The 26,949-nt window shown below is 41.3% G+C and carries 25 protein-coding genes; 4 read left to right on the top strand and 21 right to left on the bottom strand.

What is annotated here, in order from left to right; genetic code table 11:
• Positions 1-2 precede the first annotated feature (2 nt).
• Positions 3-449, bottom strand: a complete 447-nt coding sequence (locus RH40_RS04055; RefSeq protein WP_009600081.1) for a hypothetical protein — start codon at positions 447-449, stop codon at positions 3-5.
• 133 nt (positions 450-582) lie between these two features.
• Complete coding sequence (locus RH40_RS04050; protein WP_009600080.1) at positions 583-1,347, bottom strand: HAD-IIB family hydrolase; 765 nt, start codon at positions 1,345-1,347, stop codon at positions 583-585.
• A 146-nt stretch (positions 1,348-1,493) separates the two neighbouring features.
• Here RH40_RS04050 and RH40_RS04045 point away from each other — a divergent pair, with 146 nt between their 5' ends.
• Entirely contained in the window at positions 1,494-2,315 is an 822-nt protein-coding gene (locus RH40_RS04045; RefSeq protein WP_009600079.1) for a helix-turn-helix transcriptional regulator, read from the top strand.
• Positions 2,316-2,359: 44 nt separating this feature from the next.
• Here the strand turns inward: RH40_RS04045 and RH40_RS04040 are convergent, their stop codons facing one another.
• The 5 genes from RH40_RS04040 to RH40_RS04015 form a co-directional block, all read right to left on the bottom strand.
• Positions 2,360-3,712 carry an MATE family efflux transporter gene (locus RH40_RS04040; protein ID WP_009600078.1) on the bottom strand — a complete coding sequence of 451 codons (1,353 nt, stop codon included), beginning with the start codon at positions 3,710-3,712 and terminating at the stop codon, positions 2,360-2,362.
• 253 nt (positions 3,713-3,965) lie between these two features.
• Positions 3,966-4,154 (bottom strand): hypothetical protein, encoded by a 189-nt coding sequence (locus RH40_RS04030; protein ID WP_241209863.1) that lies wholly within the window; start codon positions 4,152-4,154, stop codon positions 3,966-3,968.
• A gap of 57 nt (positions 4,155-4,211) precedes the next feature.
• A complete protein-coding gene (locus tag RH40_RS04025) occupies positions 4,212-4,457 on the bottom strand; it encodes a GIY-YIG nuclease family protein (RefSeq protein WP_009600076.1) in 246 nt (81 codons plus the stop codon).
• A gap of 493 nt (positions 4,458-4,950) precedes the next feature.
• A complete protein-coding gene (locus RH40_RS04020; protein ID WP_009600075.1) occupies positions 4,951-5,298 on the bottom strand; it encodes a hypothetical protein in 348 nt (115 codons plus the stop codon).
• Between the two features lie 744 nt (positions 5,299-6,042).
• Positions 6,043-6,516, bottom strand: a complete 474-nt coding sequence (locus RH40_RS04015) for a T6SS immunity protein Tdi1 domain-containing protein (protein WP_009600074.1) — start codon at positions 6,514-6,516, stop codon at positions 6,043-6,045.
• Positions 6,517-7,184: 668 nt separating this feature from the next.
• Here RH40_RS04015 and RH40_RS04010 point away from each other — a divergent pair.
• Complete coding sequence (locus RH40_RS04010) at positions 7,185-8,297, top strand: hypothetical protein (protein ID WP_009600073.1); 1,113 nt, start codon at positions 7,185-7,187, stop codon at positions 8,295-8,297.
• A 372-nt stretch (positions 8,298-8,669) separates the two neighbouring features.
• Here RH40_RS04010 and RH40_RS04005 read toward each other — a convergent pair whose 3' ends face one another.
• The 7 genes from RH40_RS04005 to RH40_RS03975 form a co-directional block, all read right to left on the bottom strand.
• The gene (locus RH40_RS04005; RefSeq protein WP_009600071.1) at positions 8,670-8,981 is read right to left on the bottom strand and encodes a hypothetical protein; all 312 of its coding nucleotides are present in this window, start codon (positions 8,979-8,981) and stop codon (positions 8,670-8,672) included.
• A gap of 403 nt (positions 8,982-9,384) precedes the next feature.
• A complete protein-coding gene (locus tag RH40_RS04000; protein ID WP_009600070.1) occupies positions 9,385-9,720 on the bottom strand; it encodes a DUF6966 domain-containing protein in 336 nt (111 codons plus the stop codon).
• Between the two features lie 355 nt (positions 9,721-10,075).
• Entirely contained in the window at positions 10,076-10,759 is a 684-nt protein-coding gene (locus RH40_RS03995) for an SLATT domain-containing protein (RefSeq protein ID WP_009600069.1), read from the bottom strand.
• A 13-nt stretch (positions 10,760-10,772) separates the two neighbouring features.
• Positions 10,773-12,038, bottom strand: a complete 1,266-nt coding sequence (locus RH40_RS03990) for an SMODS domain-containing nucleotidyltransferase (RefSeq protein ID WP_009600068.1) — start codon at positions 12,036-12,038, stop codon at positions 10,773-10,775.
• Positions 12,039-12,464: 426 nt separating this feature from the next.
• On the bottom strand, positions 12,465-12,965 hold the full coding sequence (locus RH40_RS03985; RefSeq protein ID WP_009600066.1) for a hypothetical protein: 501 nt from the start codon (positions 12,963-12,965) through the stop codon (positions 12,465-12,467).
• A gap of 7 nt (positions 12,966-12,972) precedes the next feature.
• Entirely contained in the window at positions 12,973-13,878 is a 906-nt protein-coding gene (locus RH40_RS03980) for an endonuclease/exonuclease/phosphatase family protein (RefSeq protein ID WP_009600065.1), read from the bottom strand.
• A 538-nt stretch (positions 13,879-14,416) separates the two neighbouring features.
• Entirely contained in the window at positions 14,417-15,250 is an 834-nt protein-coding gene (locus tag RH40_RS03975; RefSeq protein WP_009600064.1) for an EcsC family protein, read from the bottom strand.
• A gap of 396 nt (positions 15,251-15,646) precedes the next feature.
• Between RH40_RS03975 and RH40_RS03970 the strand changes: the two genes are divergently transcribed.
• Positions 15,647-16,993, top strand: a complete 1,347-nt coding sequence (locus tag RH40_RS03970; RefSeq protein WP_009600063.1) for an MATE family efflux transporter — start codon at positions 15,647-15,649, stop codon at positions 16,991-16,993.
• 39 nt (positions 16,994-17,032) lie between these two features.
• Here the strand turns inward: RH40_RS03970 and nhaC are convergent, their stop codons facing one another.
• From nhaC to RH40_RS03940, 6 genes are all read right to left on the bottom strand, one after another.
• Positions 17,033-18,460, bottom strand: coding sequence for a Na+/H+ antiporter NhaC (nhaC, locus tag RH40_RS03965; RefSeq protein WP_009600062.1), 1,428 nt, complete (start codon positions 18,458-18,460; stop codon positions 17,033-17,035).
• A 165-nt stretch (positions 18,461-18,625) separates the two neighbouring features.
• The gene (gene purU / locus RH40_RS03960) at positions 18,626-19,498 is read right to left on the bottom strand and encodes a formyltetrahydrofolate deformylase (protein WP_009600061.1); all 873 of its coding nucleotides are present in this window, start codon (positions 19,496-19,498) and stop codon (positions 18,626-18,628) included.
• A gap of 64 nt (positions 19,499-19,562) precedes the next feature.
• Positions 19,563-20,201: a sarcosine oxidase subunit gamma gene (locus RH40_RS20230; protein WP_009600060.1), complete on the bottom strand. Its 639-nt coding sequence runs from the start codon at positions 20,199-20,201 to the stop codon at positions 19,563-19,565.
• Complete coding sequence (locus RH40_RS03950; RefSeq protein ID WP_009600059.1) at positions 20,194-23,217, bottom strand: sarcosine oxidase subunit alpha family protein; 3,024 nt, start codon at positions 23,215-23,217, stop codon at positions 20,194-20,196. Before RH40_RS03950 ends, RH40_RS20230 begins: the two co-directional genes overlap by 8 nt.
• Complete coding sequence (locus RH40_RS03945; protein ID WP_009600058.1) at positions 23,204-23,500, bottom strand: sarcosine oxidase subunit delta; 297 nt, start codon at positions 23,498-23,500, stop codon at positions 23,204-23,206. The genes RH40_RS03950 and RH40_RS03945 overlap by 14 nt, the downstream gene beginning before the upstream one ends.
• A 10-nt stretch (positions 23,501-23,510) precedes the next feature.
• Positions 23,511-24,761: a sarcosine oxidase subunit beta family protein gene (locus RH40_RS03940; RefSeq protein WP_009600057.1), complete on the bottom strand. Its 1,251-nt coding sequence runs from the start codon at positions 24,759-24,761 to the stop codon at positions 23,511-23,513.
• A gap of 127 nt (positions 24,762-24,888) precedes the next feature.
• Here RH40_RS03940 and RH40_RS03935 point away from each other — a divergent pair, with 127 nt between their 5' ends.
• Positions 24,889-25,998, top strand: coding sequence for a GlxA family transcriptional regulator (locus tag RH40_RS03935; RefSeq protein ID WP_081454961.1), 1,110 nt, complete (start codon positions 24,889-24,891; stop codon positions 25,996-25,998).
• 77 nt (positions 25,999-26,075) lie between these two features.
• On the opposite strand, the gene RH40_RS03930 is transcribed toward RH40_RS03935, so the two are convergent.
• Positions 26,076-26,369 carry a hypothetical protein gene (locus RH40_RS03930; protein ID WP_009600055.1) on the bottom strand — a complete coding sequence of 98 codons (294 nt, stop codon included), beginning with the start codon at positions 26,367-26,369 and terminating at the stop codon, positions 26,076-26,078.
• Between the last annotated feature and the right edge of the window lie 580 nt (positions 26,370-26,949).

The following is a 26,949-nucleotide window of genomic DNA, read 5'->3' as shown; positions in this document are numbered from 1 at the left end:
AATCATTTCCTTGCCTGAGCTAACGTCGACCACTCTTGCTTTGTACCAAATGCAAACAAACTGCCTATAAACAGACAGATACCAGAACTTATCAGCCAAAAAGTCAAGGAGTTATCTGGGAACATTGGCATTAGTGCTGGAAAAGAGGATGCTCTTAGGAGAAACACACTTGTAATCACAACTAAAATGGAGCGCGTAAATGGAAGTCTCCTTATTACGCCCGCCCCTGCTAAGGCAAAAGTACCCCAGACACACAAAGCTGCTGCTATTGTAAGCGTGACTAACGTAGGGTACCAAAGTCCTTGCTCCGCCATTTGTGCCATCGCTTCCCCAGCCCCGAACACTCGATACCAGTCAGCGCCAAATACAATACATCCCAAATGAGCTAATGCAGCTAAAAAACAACACCCCGAAGATGCTATGAGACATTTGTTTTTTCGACGATTCATTTACCTTCCTTGATACTAAGACTTATTCGACGACTAAATGCAGTTTTTCATCCAGCTATGATGTAACCTTTTTATCATAATTTAATTTAAAATCAATGAATTAAAAATAGGGATTTAAGATTGCAAAATGGTGTTAAAGGTGTGTGTCCTGAATTATTCCTGCCACTACCTCTAAAACGCGATCAAATGAACAGCGGTAACTTGCTTTATCATAAGAGCTAGTCTCTCCAACGAAAATTGATATTTTCGAGTTATCTAACATGTCAAAGTCATTGCAGTCGTTACCTATTGCTAAAGTGTTCTCGAATTCGACGCCGAGTTTATCAAGGGCTTCTGCCTTGTTCGTTTTAATAGGGGTTAAATCAAAAAAATCATCATGAGTATGGGAATGTAGACTACATTTCAGATTATTAGACAAAATCAACTGTTCTATATCTTTTTTTACTTGTGAGCAGAGAATTAAGAGCTTAGTAACACCATGCCTAATGATTTCTTCTTCAGATACTCTAAAATCTGATAGTGATTCAATATAACTGTGGAAATCGTGTTTCTTTTGTGAAAATGAATATTTCCACTCACTATCAATAACATAGGGGATCGATTTGGTTTTTAAAAGAGCGAGTATAGGCCCTATTTCTTCATAGGGAAATTGGTTTGAAAAAATCATATCCCCATGTTTCCATGCTTGCCCACCATTACAACCGATAAATGTAGCACCTCTTAATTCTTCTGGTATTAACGGTAACATATCTCTAATTGGTCTGGCTGAAGCAAAAAACAAATTATAACCCGATGTAAGACTCACTATATTTTTAGCCTTTTCGATATCTAACGGCTTGCCTTGTTTAATTATCGTTCCGTCCAAGTCAAAAACAATATTTAGATTCTCATTACCCATGCCAGTTTCCTTAATAAATTAAAAATATGTACGAGAGTTAAAATGTATAGTTTTGGCTATTCATTTTTTTACCTAGTCCTTAACTTTAACGCCTACCCATGGTATTTTCAGTGGTTTGAGCTCACCTTGTAGAGGTTTTAGTCCAAATGGCGAATATCAAGTTAACTCGTTTTTCACCGAACCGTTCGATCCGAGTTCATCATTTAAAAAATAGTTCTCCAATGTTTGAGCTCCATGCTCATGACAGTTATGAATTAATAATGTTAACTAATTGTAATGGGAAGCGTTATATCGGTGATTCTGTATCTAGAACAGAGGAAAATGAGCTAATTCTCATTCCACCATATGTGCGACATACTTGGGATTGTGAAAGTAAAGCTCAAGATATCGTAGTTGTGTTATTTGGAAACGAGCTTCTCGACACTGCCATCCCTGAGTTTCAACCTGTTATACATTGGCTCAAGGCCATTAATCAGGTGGTTACTTTAACACTCGATACAAAATGTAAAGAATCTCTATACAAAACACCGATGTTAGAAATGAAGCGGTCAAATTCAGTCGCACAAGTAACCAAAGTGATTAGTATTCTTGATTCCCTGCGCACCAGTTGTGATAAAAATGAGTCGCATATAACAGCTGCTCAACAAGTCTGGCTACCTAAACTTATAGAGTACATCAGTACTGATGAAATTCGTTCTTTTACTGATTGTGCCTCGAAGTTTAATATGAGTGAGTCATCTTTGAAGAGATTGTTAAAGAAAGAATTAGACACTAACTTTACCGAGTTATATCGGCATATCAGGATTAAGAAAGCTCAGAGGTTATTAGCGAGAACATCCATTCCGATTTCGATTATCGCGGAACAAAGTAATTTCAATTCCGTTCGCTCATTTAATGAAGCGTTTAAATTGTACAGCTCAGTAACACCCAAGCAGTTTAGAATTGAGCATCAATGGCGTTTAAACTAGTAGCACTGTTAAAGGTGTGTGTCCTGAATCATTTCTTTAGGAAATTAAAATTCACGTGGCACCCCTTCCACTTTACTTTTTGAAAAATAACCGTAAATATCTAAAATCTTGTAACTAAATAGGGCTGACAAAACGAGGCTACCGACACCCTGACAAACCACGAGCACGAACAAACTCCCGCCAGACATACTTACCCAAAGCGTCAGTGGAATCATGCAAATATAACTAGCAAATGAAGAGGCCTTCATAATAAATTCGGCCCTTTCATGCGCCACAATCACCACATTTAAGTGCTGTTCGGCAAAATAAAAAGGAAAGGAAAGTAAGATGGCAAGTAAGGCAAGTTGCGACAACTCAAACACTTCACTGCCAGGTGTATTAAAGAGCCCTAAAAGCTGATCTGAAAAAGTAAACACCAGCGAAACGACTGAAATTGAAGAGACAAACGAATACGCCAAATAGCGCATTAGAGATTGCTGCGTCCCTTGCCCCAAATGGTAGGCATAAAAGGTTTGTAGCGCTGCGACACAAGCTTGTGGCACTCTAAACATATAGATAGCGATAGTAAACGCGACATTGTAGGCTGCAAGTGCATTTGTACCCATCCAGCCAACAAAAATAGAAATCGCTACCCCCTGTACACAATCATTAAGAATACTAATACTAATAGGGATACCCTGTTTGAAAATATCCTTAACGTAGGGAATCACTTCGCCCACCGCCGATGAGCTCTGGCAATATTTTCTATATATTTTTTTGTGTACCATAGGTAGATAAAACAGCACACCAACAACTTCAGAAACAATTGTAGAAATAGCCACGGTTTCAATCGGCGAGAAAACTTGGTAGTGGAAAAGGAAAAAGTAGTTAAGGCAAAAATTAACCGTCAGAGCAATCCCCACGCGAATGTAGAGAAGCTTATGAATATCCATTACCCGAAACAAAAACGAAGCCCAAGCAACAAAAACAGAAAAAGGTACTTTAAGCCAAATTATTTGTGTATAAACCTGAGACAGTTCAACAACCTCCTCAGGCTGCCGAAGCAATCTCAGAGTTTCCGGCAAGAAGACAATTATCAAGCATATCAGTAAAATCAAGGGCACAAGACAAAACAAGCTTGCCTTCAGCAATTTTGATATTTCCGAATAATCAGCTTTGCTTCCCAGCAACTTTGCAAACTTCATTGAAGTAAAGCTGTAAATTCCCATTGCCAAAACCATGACCACCGCAATGATGCCTGTGGTTTGACCAAGCGCGGCTTGATACTTTTCACCAAAGCCGCCGATCATGATGAAATCGAGCGAACTGAGTAGAAAGCTAGATATGCTGACAAGAAATACGTTGGAAGAAAACTTGTAAAAGTTCGTTAGGTTAATGCTGTAATCAAGTTGCTTCATTATTCCAAAGCTCATTTTCAAAAAAAGTCAAAAAATCAATACATCGGAGGGTTAGTTGCTCTGGTGTCCCGCTCTGTCCATGACCAACATCAGATTGAGTGTAAATCAATGGCTCATGCCCACAATAATAATTCAGGACATACACCAATAAAAACCAAAGGTAATACGTCCAAATAAGGATCATGATGTTAAAGGTGTGTGTCCTGAATTATTCAACAATTTATGAATAAGCTATTTTAGGGAATAGATATTTTTAAAGGTGTATGTCCAGAATTATTTTGCCTTTGCCGAAGACTTTTTCACTATCGTCTTCAAAGTTAACTACCACTTGGATGTCATTTTGATCATCAGACAATTGAACCCAATCAACCCATTCTATAACAGGTGAGGTTTGCCCATTTTCATAGACTATCCGGAATCCTTCACCCAAATCTTCAGACAATACAGATTCTATCTTTTCTTTATTCATATTTTAAAAGGTGTGTGTCCTGAATTATTTCTAGTGCTGGAAACCGAAATTACGGATATACCCTTTAAATTTTTGGTTATAGTCTCTATGCTCTGTATTGAACGCCGCTTCGTTATGTTGTCTCCAACGACGAACCATATCGTCTGATTGGCCTATATATAACCCATTGATACACTTATGCATGTAAACAATAAATTCGTGACGTTTAAGATCACTTTCCTTAACACCGTTAAGTAATGAAACAGGCAAAGTTGATTTCAATGTAGGCTTTTTCATGCAGAACTCTATGAATTTTTAGGTCTTTCGTACTATAAAAAAACATATCAAGGCGTTCAAGACGTATTCTCAACGCTTGGCATGATATTTTCGGTGATGATTATTCCTATTATGGTAATATGTGTGAGTTTGCTATCAAAAACAGCCATCAGACCGCCTCAAGCACTCATAGCGAAGATTTTAGACACTTGTTCAAGGCCAGCATGCTGCCATAACGACTTGTAAGTTTGTGACGCTTTCAAAGCGATTTACAGGGCAAAAATTAGCAAATTCATTTGAGCTAAGTGATGTATAGGTGTGTGTCCTGAATAATTTATCCTGAATAATTGGAAATTCGTTTCAATAAATACTCAGATATTCAATCAAATACAGTCTCTTTTAATCCAAATCGGCGACGATACCCCCGAAGCGCCATATTATCTCAATAGAAACTTCAAACTGAGAGGAGTAATTTAGCATTATTTTAAAAGGTGTGTGTCCTGAATTATTGTCGTTATTTTAGTACTACAATGTTCAGAGCAATTACATCAAGTTGCCCTAACTCATTAAAATTAAGTCGAAAGTGCTTGTAACCCTCGTTGCTATTGATTATTTCTGATTGAACGTGTTGCTTCAGCCAAATAGATGAACATATTTCATAACAGCAGTCATCTCGCTCCCCCTCTAGCAAATCAAATACCATCTGCCACTTACATGCTACATGATCAGCGAAAAATAGCTTTACCGAGTTTGTCTGCCAATTTTTAAACTCAGCTCGTAAATCACCATCTTCTTGATGGATTTCAGGATATTCTGCATCTGCAGTAGAAAACCCCAAGTCTAGTAGTTTAACTGTTTCCATATCCCTTCCCAGCCCAAGAACATAATTCTATAGTACCGACATAAACTGTCGGAAAACACTAAATATTTTTAAGGTGTGTGTCCTGAATTATCTTACCTCTAGGACTGTCAATACATCTGTTTCATCCCAAACTAACATTTAAAATCCCGATATACATAACGCCCTGTTAAGGGGTGAGCAATGCAATACAAAGGTCGCCGCGCACCACCCTAAACACAGTTAATAACTCAGGGCACATACTAATTGAAACCAAGGATAACACATCAAGATTAGGATTATGTAAAGGTGTGTGTCCTGAATTATTTGAGAAAAAGCTTGGTTCGAATAACTACAGGTAAGGCAAACGTACAGCCGCAGATTTTGAGTAGATATTCGCGCTGAGAGGGAATGGGGCAAAAACAATTCAGAACACACCAAAAGTAAAACGCCCAAATAAGGATCATGATGTTAAAGGTGTGTGTCCTGAATCATTCACCAATACAACCAAAGGTAACACGTCTAGATAAGGATCGTGATGTAAAGGTGTGTGTCCTGAATAATTTCTTATGAGTGCTAATGCTTGCAACAAATAACGCCACATAATTAAACCAAATGTGACCTTACTTTGCGAGGCTAGAGGTTTTACTTAATAGGAAAGGAGCGTAGCTTTTAGATGAGCTATTGATAAATATAGAGGCTTGAGCTTGTTCAACACTTGGGATTTAACGTTGGCTACGCAACGCTTAATCCTTATCTGTCATACCTTTAGTCGGTGATTGTAAAGTTCACTTGTGTGCCATCAGGTATATCTTTGATTTTTAGATTGATTTGACCTGACATCGCAAAGTAGACCTCAATATCCGAAAGCTCATAATTTTCTGGCTCATAAGCTCCGCCTAAGACAGGAAGCTGTTTAAATCCATAAAGCTTACCGTCCACTAAATTTACACCAAGCTCTTTCAACTGAGCTACAACGGGGATTAAGAACCACTCGTTAACTAACTCATTATCTTGAAGCTTTGACTGAAAATCCTCGTATGAGTCTGCTACCTTTTCAAACTCACCACTACCTGTAATGAGCCAATATATTTCACCTGATGCTGTTTGTAGAAACGCATCACCTACGGAAGTAATTAAGATTGGTAAAGCAGAACCAACTAGCCACTGCCAATCTTCAACTAACTTCTCACGTTCAATATGATCAAACCTAATTGTTAGCTCATTCCATGTTAAAGACACAATTTTCTCCTTGAGACATAACGCGTTATCGACAGGTTTTTACGTAATCATGTGCGACCAATCATAACGCTAATTATACTCACGCTCAATCTTATGCCCGTATTGCCTAGCGACGAGGATGTAAATTTCAGAAATTGCCGAGAGTTTCCGTATAACTCCGGCGTCTTCTGAACAATAGGATTTTCAACCTACATACGCCCAAAATGAGCTTGGTCTGCCCCTCTTTCATCGGGTTAGATTTGATAGGTAAAACGCACGCCCCTAAAATGTGTAGAGCATTTGGTCTAACAAGAAATGGGGCATTTTCGTTTTTGATTGCCCCGATAGCAAAGCTTTGGACAGAAACGTGTTGTCCCCCTTTTGGGTGTGTGTCCTGAACTCTTGAATCAAAACCTAGGGTTACACATCAAGATAAGGATTGTGATGTAAAGGTGTGTGTCCTGAATTATTTATCCTGAATCATTTCATCCTAGCTTTACTCTTAACTGACGTGACTAAAGTATTGCCACCCATAGCTTTTCTAAACAGATCCATACCGGCACGTACCATATAGTAGTGCACTAATGTTAATAATTCATATTAAATTGATTTCATATTAAGTTTTTTGTTCTAGTATAAATAGACTTAAGAGGTTTAGTAACTAAAACAAGAGTACAGGGATATCTAATATGGGAAGTACAGACTTAATGACTTATCTAAACTACATGCAGACTTGGGATGAAGAGTCAGACTCAAACATAAATCAGATTTTAGACGAGCATGGCCTTTTTGTAGGGCTTGGCGATTTCGCCTCTGATAAAGCAGTGGATGAAGAGTTTGATTCTTTGGTTGATCTAGCAAAAGAAGTTAGAGACTGGACTGTAGCTGCGGACTCAATTGAAATGGCAGCCGACGCTGCAGCAATTGCTAGCTTCTGGTCTTTTGGTATAGGGATGGCCGCGTTCGTTGCATTACAAGCAGAGGCTGCTGTAGATAAAGCTGTTGCGTCGAGTAAAGCAAAAGAACTTAACAAAAAGCTAGAAAACGCCGACACAGACATATCTAAAAAAATAAATTCAGACGTATTACACTATATTGAAAAATATAAAAAAAATAACAACTTGATAGTTTCAAAAGCACCAGCGGGCTTAGATACTCAAGCGTGTCGTTCGTCTCTACTACAGTTTATTGGTGAAATAGAAAAAAAGGGTGAAAAAGCAACCCCAGATCTTTTTAGACAGTATGCTTCAAGCGCGAGAGTTGTTTTCAAGAGTGATGAAATAAACCAAGTGAAGGATGCACTTGACGAGCTCAACTTTAGCGATAAATCTAAAGAAGACGTTACGAAGTTTATGAAAGTGTTGGCTGACCTACCAGTGTCAACGACTTTTACAAGACAAGTTCTCACCTTTACACAAGGGATCTCTTTATCAATTGCTTTACGAAATCTTAAAATGCAGCAAAACACAATCCAAGAGTGTGCTGAAGCTGCAGGGTTACCATTAGAAGAGGTAGACTCATCTGCTCTGAAAATGATGGACAGTTCAGCTAAATTCGCCCTTGGTATTTCCGCAATCCTTACTGTCGTGAATGTTGTTTTGGACATTATTAATCTGATTGATGTGGTCAAGCAATGTAATAAAATGGTTGATGAACTAAACGGCTCGATGAGAGAAAACTACAAAAAGTTTTTTAATCAAATTAAGGATGCCTCAAAAGCTTATAATGAAGCCATAAGCGGTGCGGATGATAACAAGCTAACTCCACCTAATAAAGCATCTAAAGATAGTCTCCCCGCCTGATCAGAAGTATAGATAAAATGGCCTTCGGTCAAATTGAAGGCCATGAACCCTACCTACACTTAACTCTTTTAATTGAACACATTGAGCGCACCAACAGCATGGCCGCACTACCTATTATCTACCAAATTTGTGGGAACAATGGGATTGTTTTAGGTAACAAACTGAGAATATTTGGGCAGTAAGTTTGACTCGGGTACAAATTCAGTTTGTGAAGGTTTTGGACAGAAACGTGTTGTCCCCCTTTGGGTGTGTGTCCTGAACTCTTGCGATAAAAACCAAAGGTAATACGTCCAAATAGAATCATGATGTTAAAGGTGTGTGTCCTGAATAATTCCGGCCTCTTGACCGGAGAAGGGCTCATTAAAACTGAATTCAATCTATTACTTTGCTGTAAATAATAATACAACTTCCGTTTTCCATTGCGCTTTCGTAAGCTTCTGCCATATCTAAATTATTATCACTCTTGATTTTATCTAAGTCCCCTAAAGCAACTTTCGTAAATTTAAAATCACGCCAACCCTCAACTGTGTCCGCAATTCGCTCAGCATGGTCAAGGTCATCATAAAATCCTTTTTCCTGCCTTACGAGGAACACTGCCGGATGCCTTTCACCTTTTGGGTATCCAAAAGAATTCCCTTCTTCTGAAATTGCAGAGCACAAAAAAACGCCAATTTCGTAGTCCAAAACTTCTCCTTATATAAGCCCCTATAACGGCTAAAAATAGTTGGCTCAAATTTGTGAGGCACGAACAAAACCAACTGTTTGTTGTCCGCTCTTTAAGCACTTTATTATGTGCATTACCTAAATAGTGCAACATTGATACTCGGATTTACGTAAACCCTTACACCATATGGAATTGACTATACACCACTATATCGACCTCCAAAAAACTTTGAAAGCACAAACTCCGAATACTCTCCTGTTTTGTCTTTCTTTCGTAAGACTGCATCACAGTCTATTAGCTGAATAGAAAATATTGAAGTGTTAAAGGTGTGTGTCCTGAATTACCATTAATAAAAACCAAGGATAACACATCAATTTTAAAGGTGTGTGTCCTGAATAATTCCCAAACGCCTTGTTAACCTTTTTATTCACTCTGTTTTAGTTTGACTGCAAGGTCATAGACCTTTGAAGACAGGTCACTACTTGAACCGTACAGCTTAATTAATTCGTTTCTTTCTTTCGAATGGTGAGGGTTGTAGTAGTCATTGAAACTACCCATACCACCATAGACTGCCCTTATAGAACTCGAAAGCTCATACAAGTTTTCTTCGACATAACCATATTCAATTAGATCATTTACATGCTTAAGTTGCTTTTCAAAATGGTTAGTCCAGATACAACTGTCATCTGTCTTTAAATGCAGGCATAATTGTTCAATCGCCAACTTCAAATCTGAAAGAACTATATCTTTGGAGTCCACATTATCTCTCCCTGAAGGTTAACGTTCTTATTCTTAATAACAGGCCGTCGCCTTTTTCTGACTGCCCGACTTTCGCCTAATTTATGATGAGCTACTAAAATCAAACAAAATACATCGAGATTTGTACTCTATCCTCACATAAAAACACGCTAGCGTGTTATCTCTTTTTAACGATACGTGTTATCCAAGATGGGAAAAGCACAAGCCTTTAAGAGACAATAATTTACAAAACCAACCATCGACAAAGCGAGACCAAGATCATTCAGGACACACACCAAAAGAACTGTTAAAGGTGTGTGTCCTGAATTATTTCAATAAAAACCAAAGGTAACATGTCCAGATAAGGATTATGATGTTAAGGTGTGTGCCCTAAATTAGAATTATCTTCCTCTTGTATAAGAGAGTCTTCCTTCCAACCCCCATCAACACTAGACTCTTCTATACAATCCCACGTTTTACTGAAGAAGTAGAACGGATTTATATAAATGAACAAAGCTATCATGGCAGCTAAAACTGTTGATCTTAGGCTAAGTGGTATCTTATCTTTCCAAGTAAGCCCCAACTCAATACAGAACCACTTATTATTGTGCTCAGAAAAGAGCTTGTAATGGGCGTACCAGGAAGCAAGGAAAACGGGGGAAGGTTGATAAACCTCTTTGTGTTCGGTCTGGAGTTTTCGCAGCTCTACTCGGCCTGAAGCTTCTGATTCAGGTTCAGAAGGTTCTATTTCTGAATGGAGCAATTCAAGTCTTTTACTGATATCCGTAAGCTCACCACCAGCTTTACAATACTTATCTTTTTGTATTTCTCGTGGTTTAAGCATTAGCCCAATCAAGCCAGCTATCAATAAGAATGAAGCAAGTGATTTATTGTTAAAAGTTTCAAATGAAAGCCCAAGGATACCTAGAGATAATGATAGCAGGCTGATGATACTAGGTAGCTTCTCACAAATATCCAAAGATGCAAGGTTCAGCTTAGCCCCATAAATTACATTATAATATTCTCTAGCTATCTGTTTTTTAGTTGTTTGTTCTGACATTTAAGTATTACTCCTAAGCAATAGGAACCTCAATTCTATCTCTAGCAACCACTACGTTATTTTGTAATGCATAGCACTCTACTAAGTGATCACCATAAAAATCTGCTGTTTCAGTCTTTGTTCTCGTACCATCATCGTCGACAATTTGACCGCGAATATTATTACGCCTATCAGCGATATCACCTTGGTTAAGAACTTTCCACTTAAGTTCGAAATCACCAACTATATCTATGTTCATTGCTGTAAACTTCAGCTTCCTTTCTGGCAAAATCCGTTCTTTAGAATCTAACATTCGTGACAGGAAATTAGTCATCACATCTGTTTTGACTTCACAATCTAAAGCAATATTATATTTCAAGTCTTGTTCATATTTATGTTCAATAAACTCTTCTGTTGTTTCTGCTTTAGCTACAGCGGTATTGTTCGGGAATTTTCTGCCAAAAACGCTTTTATAGTATCTATTACATTTATCAGCTTTCGCTTCAGCTCTCGCAGTTATGGCCTCATCACAGTCCTCTCTTGCAGCCTTCGCATCACTCTGAAATTTCTTTTTGACCTTTACATGCGAGTTGCTTCCTGGAGCAAGGTAGTATTGTTTATCAGGTTCGTTTTCTAAAAACTCAAAAAAGTCTCTTACTAACACGTCATATTTCCCATAGCTAGTGTTGTCAAAATCTTCATTTTTATCGATAAAACGATAGCAAAGGGTATCAATCAGAAAGCCACTCATTTCGATATTATTCCTAGTTCTCCACGCTCGAACCATCTTAGCTAGCCGTCTTAAGTTGCCATTCCTTTCCTTATTCTTTTCTTTGAACTCTTTTAACTCGGCTTTTGGATCACATACCAGCCAACTACCTCCATTATATGTATCTGGATAATAGTACTTACCATTTGTAAGCTTGAAAACGGGAACAACTTCAATGACGTAGTTACTAAAGCTTACGACGATAACATTGCGATCCTTCTTTGTTTCAGTTTGAGGGTAAACTTTTTTAATCTGTTCTTTGCAGACATCTAGTAAGCCAGATTGATCTTTCTTGTAGGTACCCCAAAGACTAGGGGGCATGATGTAGAGCATATCTAAATCAGAGATACCGTCTATCCCCGTATATCTTCCATAAGATCCAACTTGTAGACTGTTCGCTGTTTTGCTTTCACTATCACGAAAATGCATATTTAGACGGCGGGTGATACTGCCGTATCTCCCACTAATTTGACCTGCGTTTTTAATCTGAAGGTTAGTTAAGAAAGATTTAAAATCACTTTGAACAGTCATGCGGTACTCCAGAGTTCTTTAGCCACCTATTACATGGAAGCATTTATATTAAAAACAACTAGTTGTGGAAAAATTCAGGACACACACCAATAAAACCAAAGGTAACACGTCCAGAGAAACATTTTAAACGCTATTCCATAAAATTGGACTTCATAAGCTTACGAAGTCCTGAATGGTTGCTAAGTTAAAGAGTTCAGGACACATACCAAAAGGGGGGCAACACGTTTTTGGACAGAAACTGGTTAGTCAGTTCGCTGTATTTGGGCTGGTAGATATTAGGAAAAGTATGGGTAAAGACCTACTAACATGAGCAGCACAATACCTATGCTTCGCATAATACCTTAACAACTAAATCTAACGGGTTATCTGCTTCAAATAGCCAGCACCTTCGGCACCCGTCACAGGATGCCTCGCGGCAACTAAAGGTTATTCAGGTTCAGAATCTTCCGAACTTTCTTGCAATGCTTGTTCTACTTTAGATTTAAAATCTATCAACTCTAGATTAAGCCTTGGGTTCTCAAGAGCTTTATTTATTGAGGTTGCATACTCATCTTGGTTGTAACAGAGCATTTTGTCTTTGTTTATGAGCACTGTGACGGGATAGACATCATCACTTTCTTTATATCTAAACAGAGTCACTTTACTAACATTCGTGTCTTTAGCCCCCAACGAAAGTATTGTATATCCTGTCGCAACCCTTGCCGGGTCAACCCAAGCATTAAATGCCGCACCTAACGCTGTGATAGAGTTGCCCGAGTTCATCCCTTTATACTCAAGCCGATCATATAGGCTAACTTTAAACCCAAAGTGCTCACTTAACGTCTTAGTCAGTTCATTGTAGATATCGTCAAGTTCTCTTTGATTTTTCTTTACAAGAGATGCACTAGCCTGCCCCTTGGCCAAGCTTTCTTTAAAATTAAAACTCATATCAACCTCATGGGTGCTTAACTATCTCACATACAACAGGTAAGTGATCAATTATGGATTTGTTATCTAAAATACTAGATTCTAAAGGCTCATCAAACAGCGTTCTTGTTGTTGACTCGTTCAAATGCCATTCACTTGGTCCCAGAAAGTTCCCAGAAAACACCATCTGATCGAATGTATGCCAATACTGGCCACACGGGTCTTGATACCTATGTGAGCCGGATGGAAAATGCGGGGTATCTCTCATTGTATAGTTGTAGACCTCTTTTGATGGCAATGCTCGCCAGAAAGGATTGTAAAACAATTCCGTCGGATGCCTTCTAACGGCTTCATGACACCTCGTTGCATTTAGTTCTTCAAGCATCACACTATCATATGGGCTAGCGTTGAAATCGCCCATAATAATGATGTGCTCATCGTTGCGCATCATATCCCTTACAGCATCATATAAACCTTGAGCCGCGAGTTTTCGTTTAGACTCTCCACTGGAAGTTATCCTGCTAGCCCAATGACACAGGATTAGATTAAACTTATCAGCTTCTTTTAAATCGATAACTTGAAGAGCCTGCCCTAGTTTAATTACCTGTCCTCGTTCAGTCCTCTTTAAGTCCACTTCGTGTGAAACACATACTCTCCGAGGGTCGTATATGACAGCAGTATCAAATTTTGTTCGACCCACTTTGTGATCTAAAGGTAGAACCTGATAGGGAGTTCCCTGAAAATGGATTTGAATTTGGTCCATATCATTAGAGGAGACCTCACATACCCCTATCAGAGACAAGTCATGTTTTATAAGAATCTCTACCAGAATTCGACTTATTGATTGATAGTTTTCGGGACTACCTTTGGTCTTAGCTCTTGGAGGGCTTAGTGAAACGTTCCACCAACCAAACTTCAAATTATGTAATCGCATAGTCCGATTTAACTGATTGATTTAAAATAAGGTAACAACAGCGAAAGTTACCACATAATGCGCGGCTAAGTATATGCTAATAATCACGCATAACAGGATAATCGAGAACTTATTTTAATGTTCCCCGAACATCAAGCTCAAAAATGCTTGTCGTTACGCCTAGCTAGACGATATTGAAGTTCTTTTTGCCACTGAGTTTAGCACTGATACTCGGGTTTTTATCCCCTCTTGTATAAGCCTTGTCGTACTACACTCGGATAACCTTTAGTAGGGAAAATACGTATTAACAACATGTGAGTGAGTAAAAGGTCTAGCTTAAAATGGGGCAGATCTGAGCTAGCATTTTTTTGAGAAGTGTGTTTGAGAAGTGCCATAAGGTCTATGAAGTCTCTGCCACTCAGTGAGCTTACTCGCCTTGAGAAAAGCATCAAGGCCGCCGCCCTTCTAGAGCAGATCGCAAAATTTACTTATATAGAGGCTCGGGCTTGTTCAACACTTGGGATTTAACGTTGGCTACGCAACGCTTAATCCTTATCTGTTAGGCCACTACCGGATTTGAGATCCTAGTATATTCAGCTTTTATCAATTCAAAGCTGTACTTCTTTTCAAGCCTTTTAATGATGAAGTGACCGCGAGCCATATCTTGATAATAGTCGGTGAACATTGTATTTAGTGTGGCACCAGCTACTGCACCAATAATTGGCACAGCTTGAGCCGCTGCCTTTTCAGTAATAACTACCCCAAACCTGGCTGCAATTTTCTCTATTAAAGCAGCCAACCATTTGCCTGTTTGTGTTGGCGTCAGGTGTTGCACAAAATTTGCAGACGCTTGCTGAGCTGCGATTTCCGCAAGTTCCTTGGATAACACTTGCATAGCCTCAGCAGTGAAGCTCCTTGTCACATAGTACGCCGTATCGACGGCGTCATCATCCTCAGACGGTCCTCCCAAGGCAAACACCTCTAAACAAGCCTGTTTTGTTTCTACTTTGTCTAGATCAAAGCCTTCACTTCTTGCTATATCAGCAACTGAGCGAAGCATGATTGTTGTTGAAACTGGGAGTTCTATCGCTAGTGCAGTAAAACCAAAAGCTCCACCGACAGCCCCTGATACAGCAGCAAAAAGCTTATTTGTCTTAGTTGACGCTTCTGTATTTGGCTCATTGTCTAAACTCCACAGTGCAGCATCAGCAGCCTTGTGAAGCGCAGTTTCCACTATACTGTGAATTTTTTTTTCCGCCCCCTTAGGAAGCTTTCCCATCAAGAAGTCTATTGGCTTTCCGATAAACTGAGTCATTTTTTCTGTAATTGTATCCTGCTCCAATAGACCTACTGCTTTCTCTAAATCTCGCAGATCTCTTTCTTCAAGACTCATATTATTAGTCCTTTTTTGATGACGAGTGGCTTAACGCTTATTAGACGGATTTAATCCGTAATTGTACGTGATCAATCATAAAGCTAATTATACTCACGCTCAATCTAATGCCTGTATTACCTAGCGACTAGGATGTGAACTTCAGAAATTGCCGAAAGTTTCCGTATAACTCAGGCGGATTCTAAGCAATACGATTTTCAACCTACACACACCCAAAATAAGCTCGGTCTGACCCTCTTTCATTGGATTAAATTTGATAGGGAAAAACCCATTATAAACACCATTCCATAAAATTGGAGTTCATAAGCTTACGAAGTAGAATGAGATAAATGTCCTTAATGCATTAGCATTCATAGTGTTATAATTTCCGCCACTAAATGAGGTCGGATTGTATACATGAATTTAGACGTTATCGAAAAACGGATACGCTCTTCCATATTGAAGTCAGCTATTCCTGCCATTGCGGCCATGATTATCATGTCCATGGTCAGCATCGTAGACGGCTTTTTTATCGGCAATTATCTGGGTAAATCCTCACTTGCTGCGGTCAATTTGGGTTTACCAATTTTGTATATTTTTCTTGGTGTTGGCTTAATGACGGGAGTGGGCGGTGCTATCCAAAGTATTCGTGCCCTTGGCAGTCAAGAATTTGAACAGGCAAACAACGGCTTTAATCAAACCCTTGCGAGTGTTCTTATCTCATTAGCAGGATTAAGTTTGTGTTTTTCTTTGTTTCTAGAGCCGCTTAGCCATTTGTTCGACGTCGATAACACCGTCAAAACTGAATTCCTTAACTACTATTTTTGGATGGTCTTAGCCTACCCCTTTTCAATTCTTAATATCATTTATGGCATTTTTGCGCGGGCAGAAGGCAAACCCATTTTAGCCTTAAACCTCTCACTTTTATCTCTGCTACTCAATGTTATTTTAAACTATCTGTTTGTTGCGGTGTTTAACGCTGGGATAGCGGGTATTGCTATTGCCTCCATCATTGCAGTGCTGCTTTGTCAGTGTTTTGGCCTCGCCTACTTTAAGTTTAAATCAAAGCATTTCGGCTTCGCTCGCTTTGATTTCCAACGTCTCTTTTGTGCCAATATGCTCAAAAATGGCAGCTCTGAGTTTATCGCTCAAATATCTCTTTGCTTTACCATCGCAGCACTGAACGCCGCCATCATTAAAGTAAGTGGGGTAACAGGCGTTGCAGCCATGACGGTAGTCAGCTATACCTCGATGATTTTCTCCATGATAGTGATTGGATTTAATCAAGGTGTTGGACCTTTAATTGGCCTCTCTATGGGCGCAAAACGTTTCGAACTGGCTAAGAAGCTTCGTAACACCACCATACTGTATGTGGTGGGTCTTGGCGCTGCCTTGTGGCTGTTATTATCCATATTTCATCAAGATTACGGGCAATTGTTTGTCGATAACAGTGATGTGAATGCTCTGATCTCAAAAGGTTTGCCCATTTATGCATTAGCTTTTCTGTTTCTCGGATTCAATATGACCAGCACCAATTACTTTACTGCGCGCGGCAAAGCCAAACAGTCAGCTTTCATCGCGTCATTGAGAAGCCTTGTTGTCTTAATGCCGTGTATTATTGTGTTACCGTCACTACTTGGTATGGATGGCGTTTGGTTAATCGCGCCCACAACAGAGCTTATCACTATGCTAGCGTCAATCTATTTGCTTGTGATGCATGACAAAGTTGCCTTAGATACCGTGCCGTCAACCAATAAAGCATGAGTTTAGCCAGCAACTTTTGGTGGCTCTCAAATGCCTAAGCTAGGACTCCAATATGGGTTGATCTAATACGGTAAACCTATCACTAAATGCATAAAAAACGCTGATTAAAGGTGATAACCAACAAGCAAAGGCAAGCGGAATATATAACAAGTTTTCTATGTTGCCTTCTGCAATACCAAGACCTAACGCACTTATCACCACCGCGCCACCAGCATTCCATGGAACCAGAGGAGAGATCAGGGTTCCACCCTCCTCAACCGCGCGAGACAGATTGAGTTTTGAATACCCTTTTTGCTGGTAAATAGGGGTAAACATTCTCCCCGGCAGACTGATGGATAAATACGGATCGCCGGCAATTAAATTGGTCGCAATAGAGGTACCAATCGCTGAGGTTTGCAAACGCAGAAAGGTCTTACTCTTGTATAAAATCGCATTGACTATCGTTTCTAGGCAGCGAGTACGCTCAAGCGCCCCTCCGAACCCAAGCGAAATCATCATCAAGGTAATGACCCAAGCCATTGACTGAATGCCTCCTCGGGCAAGTAAAGAATCAATTTCACTCACGCCCGTCGCTATCTGATAGCCACTTTGCATATATTTAAACGCATCGTGCAGTCCCACTCCCTGAAACCACATTGCGACCACAGAGCCGCTTAGCACACCGACAAAGAGTGAGGGCAGCGTGGGCAGTTTCAGTAAAGAGCAAAGTAAAACAAGTCCTGGGGGGATCAATAACCAAAGAGACAAGTCAAAATGCTGCTCGATGCCAGAGGTAATTCGATGGATCTTCTCTAGGTTATCAGAGTCCAAGGAGACGCCATTAAACCCAACCAGCAGATAAATCACAAAGGCAATAAGCATGGCTGGCAAGGTGGTGGGTAACATATTCTTGATATGCTCGAACAAATCAACGCCAATCACAGCCGGCGCTAAGTTGGTTGTGTCAGACAGGGGAGACATCTTATCGCCAAAAAAAGCGCCCGAAACCACAGCCCCTGCGGTCCAATAAATAGGAATATCAAATCCAACCCCGATCCCCACCAAAGCAAGACCGACAGTACTGACCGTCCCCCACGAGGTGCCAAGAGACAGTGAAATCACCGCACACAGTAGCATGCTGGCGGCGAGAAAAATCTTAGGATCAAGTAGCGTCAGCCCGTAATAGAGCAATAGAGGCACGGTTCCGCTGGCAATCCAGATCCCAACGATCATTCCAACCAGCATCAAAATTGCAATAGACTGAACCGCCAAACGAACCGTGTGCATCACTCCTTCTTCAATATCATCCCATTGATAGCCACGAATTAAGGCAAAGATGGCCGTGACACAAATTCCAACAACCAAAGGAATATGAGGGGTAAAGTCATGAAAAATAAACAATTGGACTGCCAAAATAGACAGTGTGATACCTATTGGTGTGAGTGCCATTGCTAAACTGGGTGGCGGTATAATTCTCGATTCGGTCATGCTTACTTCTCCTTGTACTGACAAATTTGGCGTGCACAAAGCCCAAGCATGTTTTCTGGTTTAACCGCCAGATATGGCATGCTTTAATGGGTTTTCTGGGTTGATGACGTTACTCAGTGGGCTTTTAAGCCCACCTAGCACCCAAGTTACTTGGGCATATTGTTGCTATGATCGCTCAAAGACAATCGTCTTATCATTGAATAAAAATATCCTTTTCTCAGCATGGTATTGAACAGCGCGGGCTAATGTCTGCGCCTCAATATCTTTGCCTTTTCTGGTGAGATCCTCTGGATAGTAGGTATGATTTACTGTCTCCATCCCTTGAGTAATGATGGGGCCCTCATCCAAATCATCACTGACATAATGTGCCGTCGCCCCTACCAGCTTAACCCCTTTGTTGTAGGCTTGATGGTAAGGTTTTGCGCCCTTAAACCCGGGCAATAACGAATGGTGGATATTAATCGCTTTACCTGCCCATACTTCACACATCTCATGCGAGAGCACCTGCATATACCGCGCAAGCACCAATAACTCGCATTGGTATTGATCGAGAATTGACTGAACTTGAGATTCTTGTTGAGCTTTAGTGCTGGGCGTTATTGGGCAGTGATAGAATGGAATATCATGCCACTCAGTCAAAGACTGCAGGTCGGTGTGATTAGAGATAACCGCACAGATTTCAACAGATAAATTTCCGGTACGATAGCGATATAGCAAGTCATTCAAGCAGTGATCGTACTTTGAAACCATGATCACAACTTTGGGCTTGTAGTCCAGCGGCGTCAACTCCCACTCCATTTCAAATGCTTTTGAGCGCTCGGAAAACTGCTGACAAAATACGTCTCGATCAAACTCACTATCAGCTTCAAGGCGAAACACAGTACGAATAAAAAAGCGCTGGTTCAACTCATCGTCAAATGAATTAAGCTCATTGATATAGCCCCCTGACTCCCTTAAAAACCTCGTCACAACGTCAACTGTCCCTGAACGACTTGGGCAGCTTGCTGTTAATACATAGCTCGCAACAGGCTGATTCATGTTATTTCCTCTCTAGCGTTGGGCTAAGCCGCAGAATTACCACGGCCTAGAGCATCTTGAATTATTATTGTCGACGAAATACCACACCATACTCTTGGCTTGCGTCCATCAGCCAGGTCAATAGATAATTAGCCAAGCTGCGCCTTACAATCAGTTCAAATGACTGATTGTCGACTCGACAAATTCGAACGTTCGATTTTGCCACACAAGTCCCTACCGTTTTGCCTATGGTCAACTTACCCAAATCATAGGACGTCGATTTTTTGAGGACATTTTCTGCATTTTGTCCTTCAAGCCTGAGCAAAACTTGTCCCCCTGACACATCCGTCAGCGCACAATCGTTAGAGAGAGAATTACGTAATATCGATTCCACCCCAATGGCATCACTTGATTGAGCAACAATGAGCCATTCATCTGGAGAAAGCCAAAATGTACGATAAGCTTCCGTCTCGGTGCTAGTATTTGGCACCAGAGGCAGCATAATGTTTAATACTACCTGAGCGCTAGACAGAAATTCAGAATTTTCAGGATTGCCCCTCAATATTAACTGACTTATCCCCCTGACTTCCTCTATCCACACGGTGGGATCCTTCACTAAGTGGGTAGGATTGACACCACCACCATCCGTGAGAGGAGAGCGTTCATAAGGTTGCCACGAGCAATGCTCATCAACGTCATTTTTCGAAATCAACACATCAGACATTTTGCCGTTCTCCTTGTGGGTCATAAAAGACTGAATTACTGATCTTTGCCTCAACCGTCTCTCCGTTTGCAAGAGGGAAATAGACTGTCTCACCCATTCGCGATAACCCTCCTTCGATGACGCCGAGTGCAATTGAATGCCCTAAGCTTGGACTAAAGTAACTCGACGTGACGTGCCCAACCATGGTCATAGGTATAGGTTCAGACGGATCAAACACCGCTTGAGCACCCTCAGGCAAAACCTGCTGGGGATTTTTGGTCAAGAGCCCAACAAATTGCTTACGATCGCTACGGACATTCTCTTGCCTCTGCCAAGATCTTTTGCCAAGAAAACTAAACGGCTTATTTTTTCCAATAATCCAGTTCATCCCCATATCTTGAGGTGACATAGAACCATCGGTATCTTGGCCAGCGATGATAAACCCCTTCTCGGCTCGTAGAATATGCATCGTCTCTGTGCCATACGGGGTGATTTCAAACTCTTTTCCGGCTGCAAAGATCTGCTGCCAAACATACAGCCCATAATTGGCTTGGACATTGATTTCGAAGGACAACTCACCTGTGAAACTAATTCGGAATACACGGGCATCAACACCAGCCACATTCATTCTCTGCCAACTCATGTATGGGAAAGCTTGATTTGATATGTCCTTACCATCGACAAGCTTCTCAAGTAGAGCACGACTGTTTGGGCCTGAAATTGTCATTGTCGCCCACTGATCCGTCACACTGGAAAAATACACATCCAATTCTGGCCACTCTGTTTGGTGCCAGAGCTCCAACCAATCCAAAACAGCGGCCGCTCCACCAGAAGTAGTGGTCATAATAAAGTGATTATCGCTGATACAAGATGTGACGCCATCGTCGAAAATCATGCCATCGTCTTTACACATGATCCCATAACGACAACGGCCAGGCTCAAGCTTACTCCAAGCGTTGGTGTACACTCGATTGAGAAACTCTCGCGCATCTTTGCCTTGAATATCAATTTTCCCTAGTGTGGAAGCGTCTAATATTCCCACGCTGTTGCGGGTAGCAAGACATTCTCGATTCAATGCCTCTTGCATCGTCTCGCCTTTGAGGGGAAAGTACCAAGGCCGCTTCCATTGACCAACATCTTCAAACTCTGCCTGTTGCTCAACATGCCACTGATGTATTGGTGTAAACCTGGTCGGATCGAAAAGTTGTCCAACGTCTCTTCCAGCAAGGGCACCAAAGGTGACTGGCGTATACATGGGGCGAAAGATTGTGGTTCCCACCTCAGCCATATTTTTGTTCAGTAAACGAGCGACGATAGCCATACCATTGATGTTAGATGTTTTTCCTTGCTCAGTACCAAACCCCATCGCGGTATAACGCTTAACATGTTCGATTGACTCAAACCCCTCGCGTATCGCAAGCTCGATTCCAGCCGCCGTCACATCATTCTGAAAATCAACAAATTGCTTTGGTGCTCGACTCACAGCGTGCATGTGGGGCACGCAATATAACGCCATTGCTTGCTCTTCCAAGTGCTCGTCTATCTTTGGCGTAGCCGTAACATAATCATGGTGGTCCAAAGCACCGAGTAATTCTCGAATCGCCACACCACATTCGCTGCCCTCAGCAAACACATCGCTCAAGCGATAAGTGCCTTTTACCCCTCCGACAAAATGTTGTTCTTTCGCAGTTGGATTGGGTACGAAACCCAACACGTTTTCACACCAAATCGGTTTGTTGCCGGTATGACAAGATAAATGAACCGTAGGACTCCACCCTCCGGAGCTTGCCACCGTATCGCAAAGATACTCTCGCTCCTTGCCAGTCACTTTTTTACCATCGACGCTGATAGGCGCAACCAATACTGAGCGAACCCGCTTACTGCCTTTCGCTTCGACAACGGCATGCCCAGTGATGACCTCTATCCCTGATTCTCGAGCTAACTGAACCAGCGGCCCATTTGGCGCCTCTCGGGTATCAATGATCGCTTCAACGTTACGACCACTGGCATGCCAATCAAGTGCAGTATGGTAGGCGTAGTCATTGGTGGTCATCAGTATTAAGTTATTACCCGGCACCACTGCGTATCGGTTGATATAGGTTGAGATTGCTGAGGCTAACATGCATCCGGGGAGATCATTATTGGCATAGACTAGCGGCCTCTCAATGGCTCCAGTGGCCAAAATCGTTTTTTTGGTCCTAATTCGGTGTAAGCGCTGCCTGGCTCCAGTGGCGCATTCTGATAAGTGATCAGTTCGCCTCTCTACCGCTCCAAGAAAATTATGGTCATAGGAGCCAAAGACGGTCGTTCGCGGCAACAGTGTAAAATTATCGTCACTATACAAGGTGCTAAGAGTATCGTTGAGCCAAGCCAAAACTTGGCAACTATCCTGCTCGCTATTGATGGATAAAAGACAGCCGCCAAACTCATTTTGTTCATCCACCACAATGACCTTTAGCCCACTGCCAATCAGTGCTTTTGCCGCGGCTAGTCCCGCAGGGCCTCCGCCGACGATAAGCACGTCGCAATGGTGGTGCATTTTGTCGTAGATATCCGGATCAGGCTGCTCGGGAGCTTTGCCTAGCCCCGCCGCTTTGCGAATGTATTTCTCATAAGTTGGCCACATTTTTTCAGGCTGCATAAAGGTTTTGTAATAGAAGCCTGCTGGCATCATCCTACCTGCGAGCTTTCCGACGCAAGCCATGGCATCGTGCTCGACACTCGGCCAACCGGAAACAGAGCTGGCAACTAAGTTCGTATATAACTCTGTTTGAGTTGCTCTTAGGTTAGGAATCGTGGTGTTGGGCATACTTCCCACTTGAACAATAGCATTTGGCTCCTCAGCACCCGCGGAGAATATGCCTCGTGGACGAGAGTATTTAAAACTGCGCCCTACCACATCAATACCATTTGCTAGCAACGCCGACGCGAGAGTATCTCCACGATAGCCCATGTAGGTTTTTCCGTTAAAAACGAAGGGAATGGTACGACTGCGATCCAAACGGCCCAACCTACTGATTCGATTAATTTGTTTCACCAGCCATCTCCTCGTTCTTTTGTTCACCTACTTTATAGGTTTGCTCAATGACATAGGTAACCGTGTTGCGGCTAACATTAAAATATTTCCGACAACCTGCCGAATGAAGCCAAAGTTCTTGGTGGATACCTTTCGGGTTTTTGCGATGAAAAAGGTATTCACCCCAAGTTTGATCAGAAACCGACTCTGGTTCTTTTGGACGAACAATATGCGCTTCTCCAGCGTAGTGAAACTCATGTTCTTCTCGTAACTCCGCGCAGTAAGGACAATAAATCTGTAACATATGAGCCTCCCTAGTGTGCAACGCCAGCAGCGCCGTGCTCATCAATCAATCGACCAGTGATAAAGCGGTCCAAAGAAAAAGGTTTGGCTAAAGGATGAGGATGATCATTGGCTATCGTAGAGGCAAAAACATGCCCAGATCCCGGCGTGGCTTTAAATCCCCCCGTTCCCCAACCGCAATTAAAATACAGTCCACCAATGGGCGTCTTACTGATGATTGGGCAAGCATCTGGGCATGTATCAACAATGCCTCCCCAATGTCGATTGAGCCTCACTCGACTGACGATTGGAAACATCTCGATAATCGCCGCAATGGTGCTCTCTATGATGGAAAAGGATCCTCGTTGCCCATAGCCAAGGTAACCGTCAATACCAGCGCCAATGACCAAGTCTCCTTTGTCCGATTGACTCATGTAGCCGTGAACATGATTCGACATGACCACTGTATCTAGGCAGGGTTTAAGAGGCTCAGAGACCATGGCTTGCAGCGGGTGAGATTCCAAAGGCAACGACAGGTTGACCATTCGAGCAAGCTCCCCAGAGTGTCCAGCGGCAACGCAGCCGACTTTACTCGCACCAATGAAGCCATTTTTGGTTTCAACGCCTTTTACCATGCCATCAACGACACGGATCCCTGTCACTTCATTTTGTTGGATAAGATCAACACCCAATTGATCCGCCGCTCTCGCAAACCCCCATGCAACCGCATCATGCCTTGCTGTTCCACCTCGTTTTTGCCAGCTCGCGCCTAAAACAGGGTATCTTGCGTCAGGAGCGCAATTCAAAATAGGGACGAGCTCTTGTACCTCTTTCGTACTCAACACCTCACTGTCGATACCGTTCAGTCGATTAGCATTGACTCGGCGCTCAATGTCTCTCATGTCTTGAAGTGTATGGCCCAAGTTCAAAACACCCCTTTGACTAAACATCAGGTTATAGTTCAGTTCGAGAGAGAGCCCTTCCCATAACTTCATTGCGTGCTCATAGAGCTTCGCTGCATCATCCCAAAGGTAGTTTGAGCGCACTATGGTGGTATTTCGAGCCGTATTTCCCCCGCCTAAGTAGCCCTTTTCAACTACCGCAATATTTGTAATGCCATGTTCTTTCGCTAAATAGTAAGCAGTCGCGAGACCATGCCCTCCCCCGCCAATGATGATGACGTCATAATGCTTTTTAGGTAATGGGTTTCGCCATACTTTCTGCCAGTTTTCATGATAGCTAAGTGCATGTTTAAAAAGCCCAAATCCGGAATAATGATTCATCGCCTACCTTCCATCTTACTTGGCTGGGTGGCAGATTTAAGGTAACTCAGATCTACCTCGCAGCCACTCATATGTAAAAAATATGTTAATAAAAACTAGCGAAATACCATCAATGATGAGTTAAGATATGCGACAAAATCTGTCGTTTTTGCGACACGATTTATCATTTGAACCGACCGGAAGAGATAACACTATGGCACAGCAACGTCAGTTTACAGGGCAGCTTCGAGAAACAAATCTGTCATTTCTTCCGCCGGTGGATGGAGAGCAGAGGCCAATAAATGTTCTGCTCATTTTGCTAGACAACTTTTCTCTTATTTCTTTTACCAGCGTCATTGATAGCCTAGTCACGGCAAACTTGGTGACATCGACAAAAAATTTCTCGTTTTTTACCTGTGGTATCAATAAATCCAGTGTGATGAGTGATGTTGGAATTTCAATCACTGTCGATGTGACTTTACGCCCAGATATCCTCAAGCAAGCAGAAATGATCATTGTCTGTGGTGGATACCGCTCCCCACTAAACGAAATCCCTCTGTTATCACGGGCATTAAGAGCCGTAAATGATAAAAAGCAAAGGCTAGGTGGCCTGTGGAATGGTGCTTTGGCACTCTGCCATGCAGGTATCTTGAGTAGCCAAACCTTTGCCCTTCATCCCGATAATCACGCCTATGCCAGAGAACATTTTCCGCACATTAATCTTACCAGCCAAACCTACGTGATTGATGGTCACTTTTTTTCATCTTCAGGGCCGACAAGTTCACTTGAAATGATGTTAAACCTAATACAACTCATGCTAGGTGAGGCCTGTGCAAATGGGGTTCGAGAGATTTTGTCCTGTGATAGAGATAAAGTCTCGGATCATTCAACGACATTCAATGACCCGCTTCCACTACAGGCCCCAGAGCGACTAAAAAAAGCGGTTCATTTGATGCAGCACCAACTCGATGAACCTTTACCCATTGAAACTGTAGCGAATCAGGTAGGCACGTCGCGACGCACTTTGGAGAGGCTGTTTAAACACCACTTAAATACTTCTCCATCTAAGCACTATTTAGAAATTAGGCTGACGTGCGCTCGACAACTGCTCACCCAATCGAACCAAACGATCTCTCAAATAGCCGTTGCGACCGGGTTTATCAGTGCCAATTACTTTAGCCAGTGCTTTAAAGAGTACTTTTCCGTATCACCAACGCAGATAAGAAGCCCGTCTCCAAACGACGGGCAATGCTGGTGAACAAAGACTTTTATTTTTTGTAGATGAGAAAGTGTGGGCTCAATCAACGCCGTGCAGATGACAGCAACAAGACGTGCTTAGTACTTAGCTTTGCATACTGCGATGATCACCGCGGCTAAGTGTTCTGCGCTAACTCCTGTAGGATCGCCTTCATCAGGCGCAAACTTTGTCATCAACCGCTCAGTGAGCTGCCTGAACTCATTACGGTAACGATTCCTAACATCATAATCATTAATCAACTCCCATACCGCGTTATCAATACACTGCTCCACTTTTTTATCAATGACGTTGTTGGCCTTTGAGTTTGGAGAGGCATTGGCGAAAAATGGTCCAGCAAGCATAAATATAACAATGATGAGTGTCGCTTTCATAGTGGCCTGTATGTTCTGCATCTGTTGACTAAAATAACAATTCTGACTAATTAGTATAGGAAATGATTACTGTCTTACCCAAGGAACTTGAAGATCTATTCACTTAGATTGCCCCTGATAACGAACCTGCATGCCAAGAACAATCACCTTTTTGAGGCATAAATCAAAACAAAGTTAACAAAAAACACACTAAATCTTAAAAAATATTTATCATTGTAAAATATAAATAAAATACCAACTTTTTTAAACAAATAAAGCCATTGCAAAAACTTAAAATAATAATTTTAACACTATAATATTCAGATAAATTAATAGATAAAAAAACCATTTTTCAACCTAAAATTTAGAATATAAAAACAATTAAAATCAATCACATAAAAAGATAACGGTTACAGTAAAATAATATAAAAAATAAAGAATAATAATATTAAAAATAATGAAACAATGAATGTTTTATTATTTTATTTGAATTAAAAAGCACATTATTAGAAAATTTATTTGAATTTTCAAAATCACAAACTAATTATTAATTCGAGGATAAATGTCAAAAAGGAATTAATATGATTAGGAATTTAATATT

This window comes from Vibrio caribbeanicus ATCC BAA-2122, assembly GCF_000165125.1.
Lineage (GTDB): Bacteria > Pseudomonadota > Gammaproteobacteria > Enterobacterales > Vibrionaceae > Vibrio > Vibrio caribbeanicus.
Note: the sequence above shows the minus strand (reverse complement) of the source record. Positions and strands in the feature narration are given on the sequence as shown.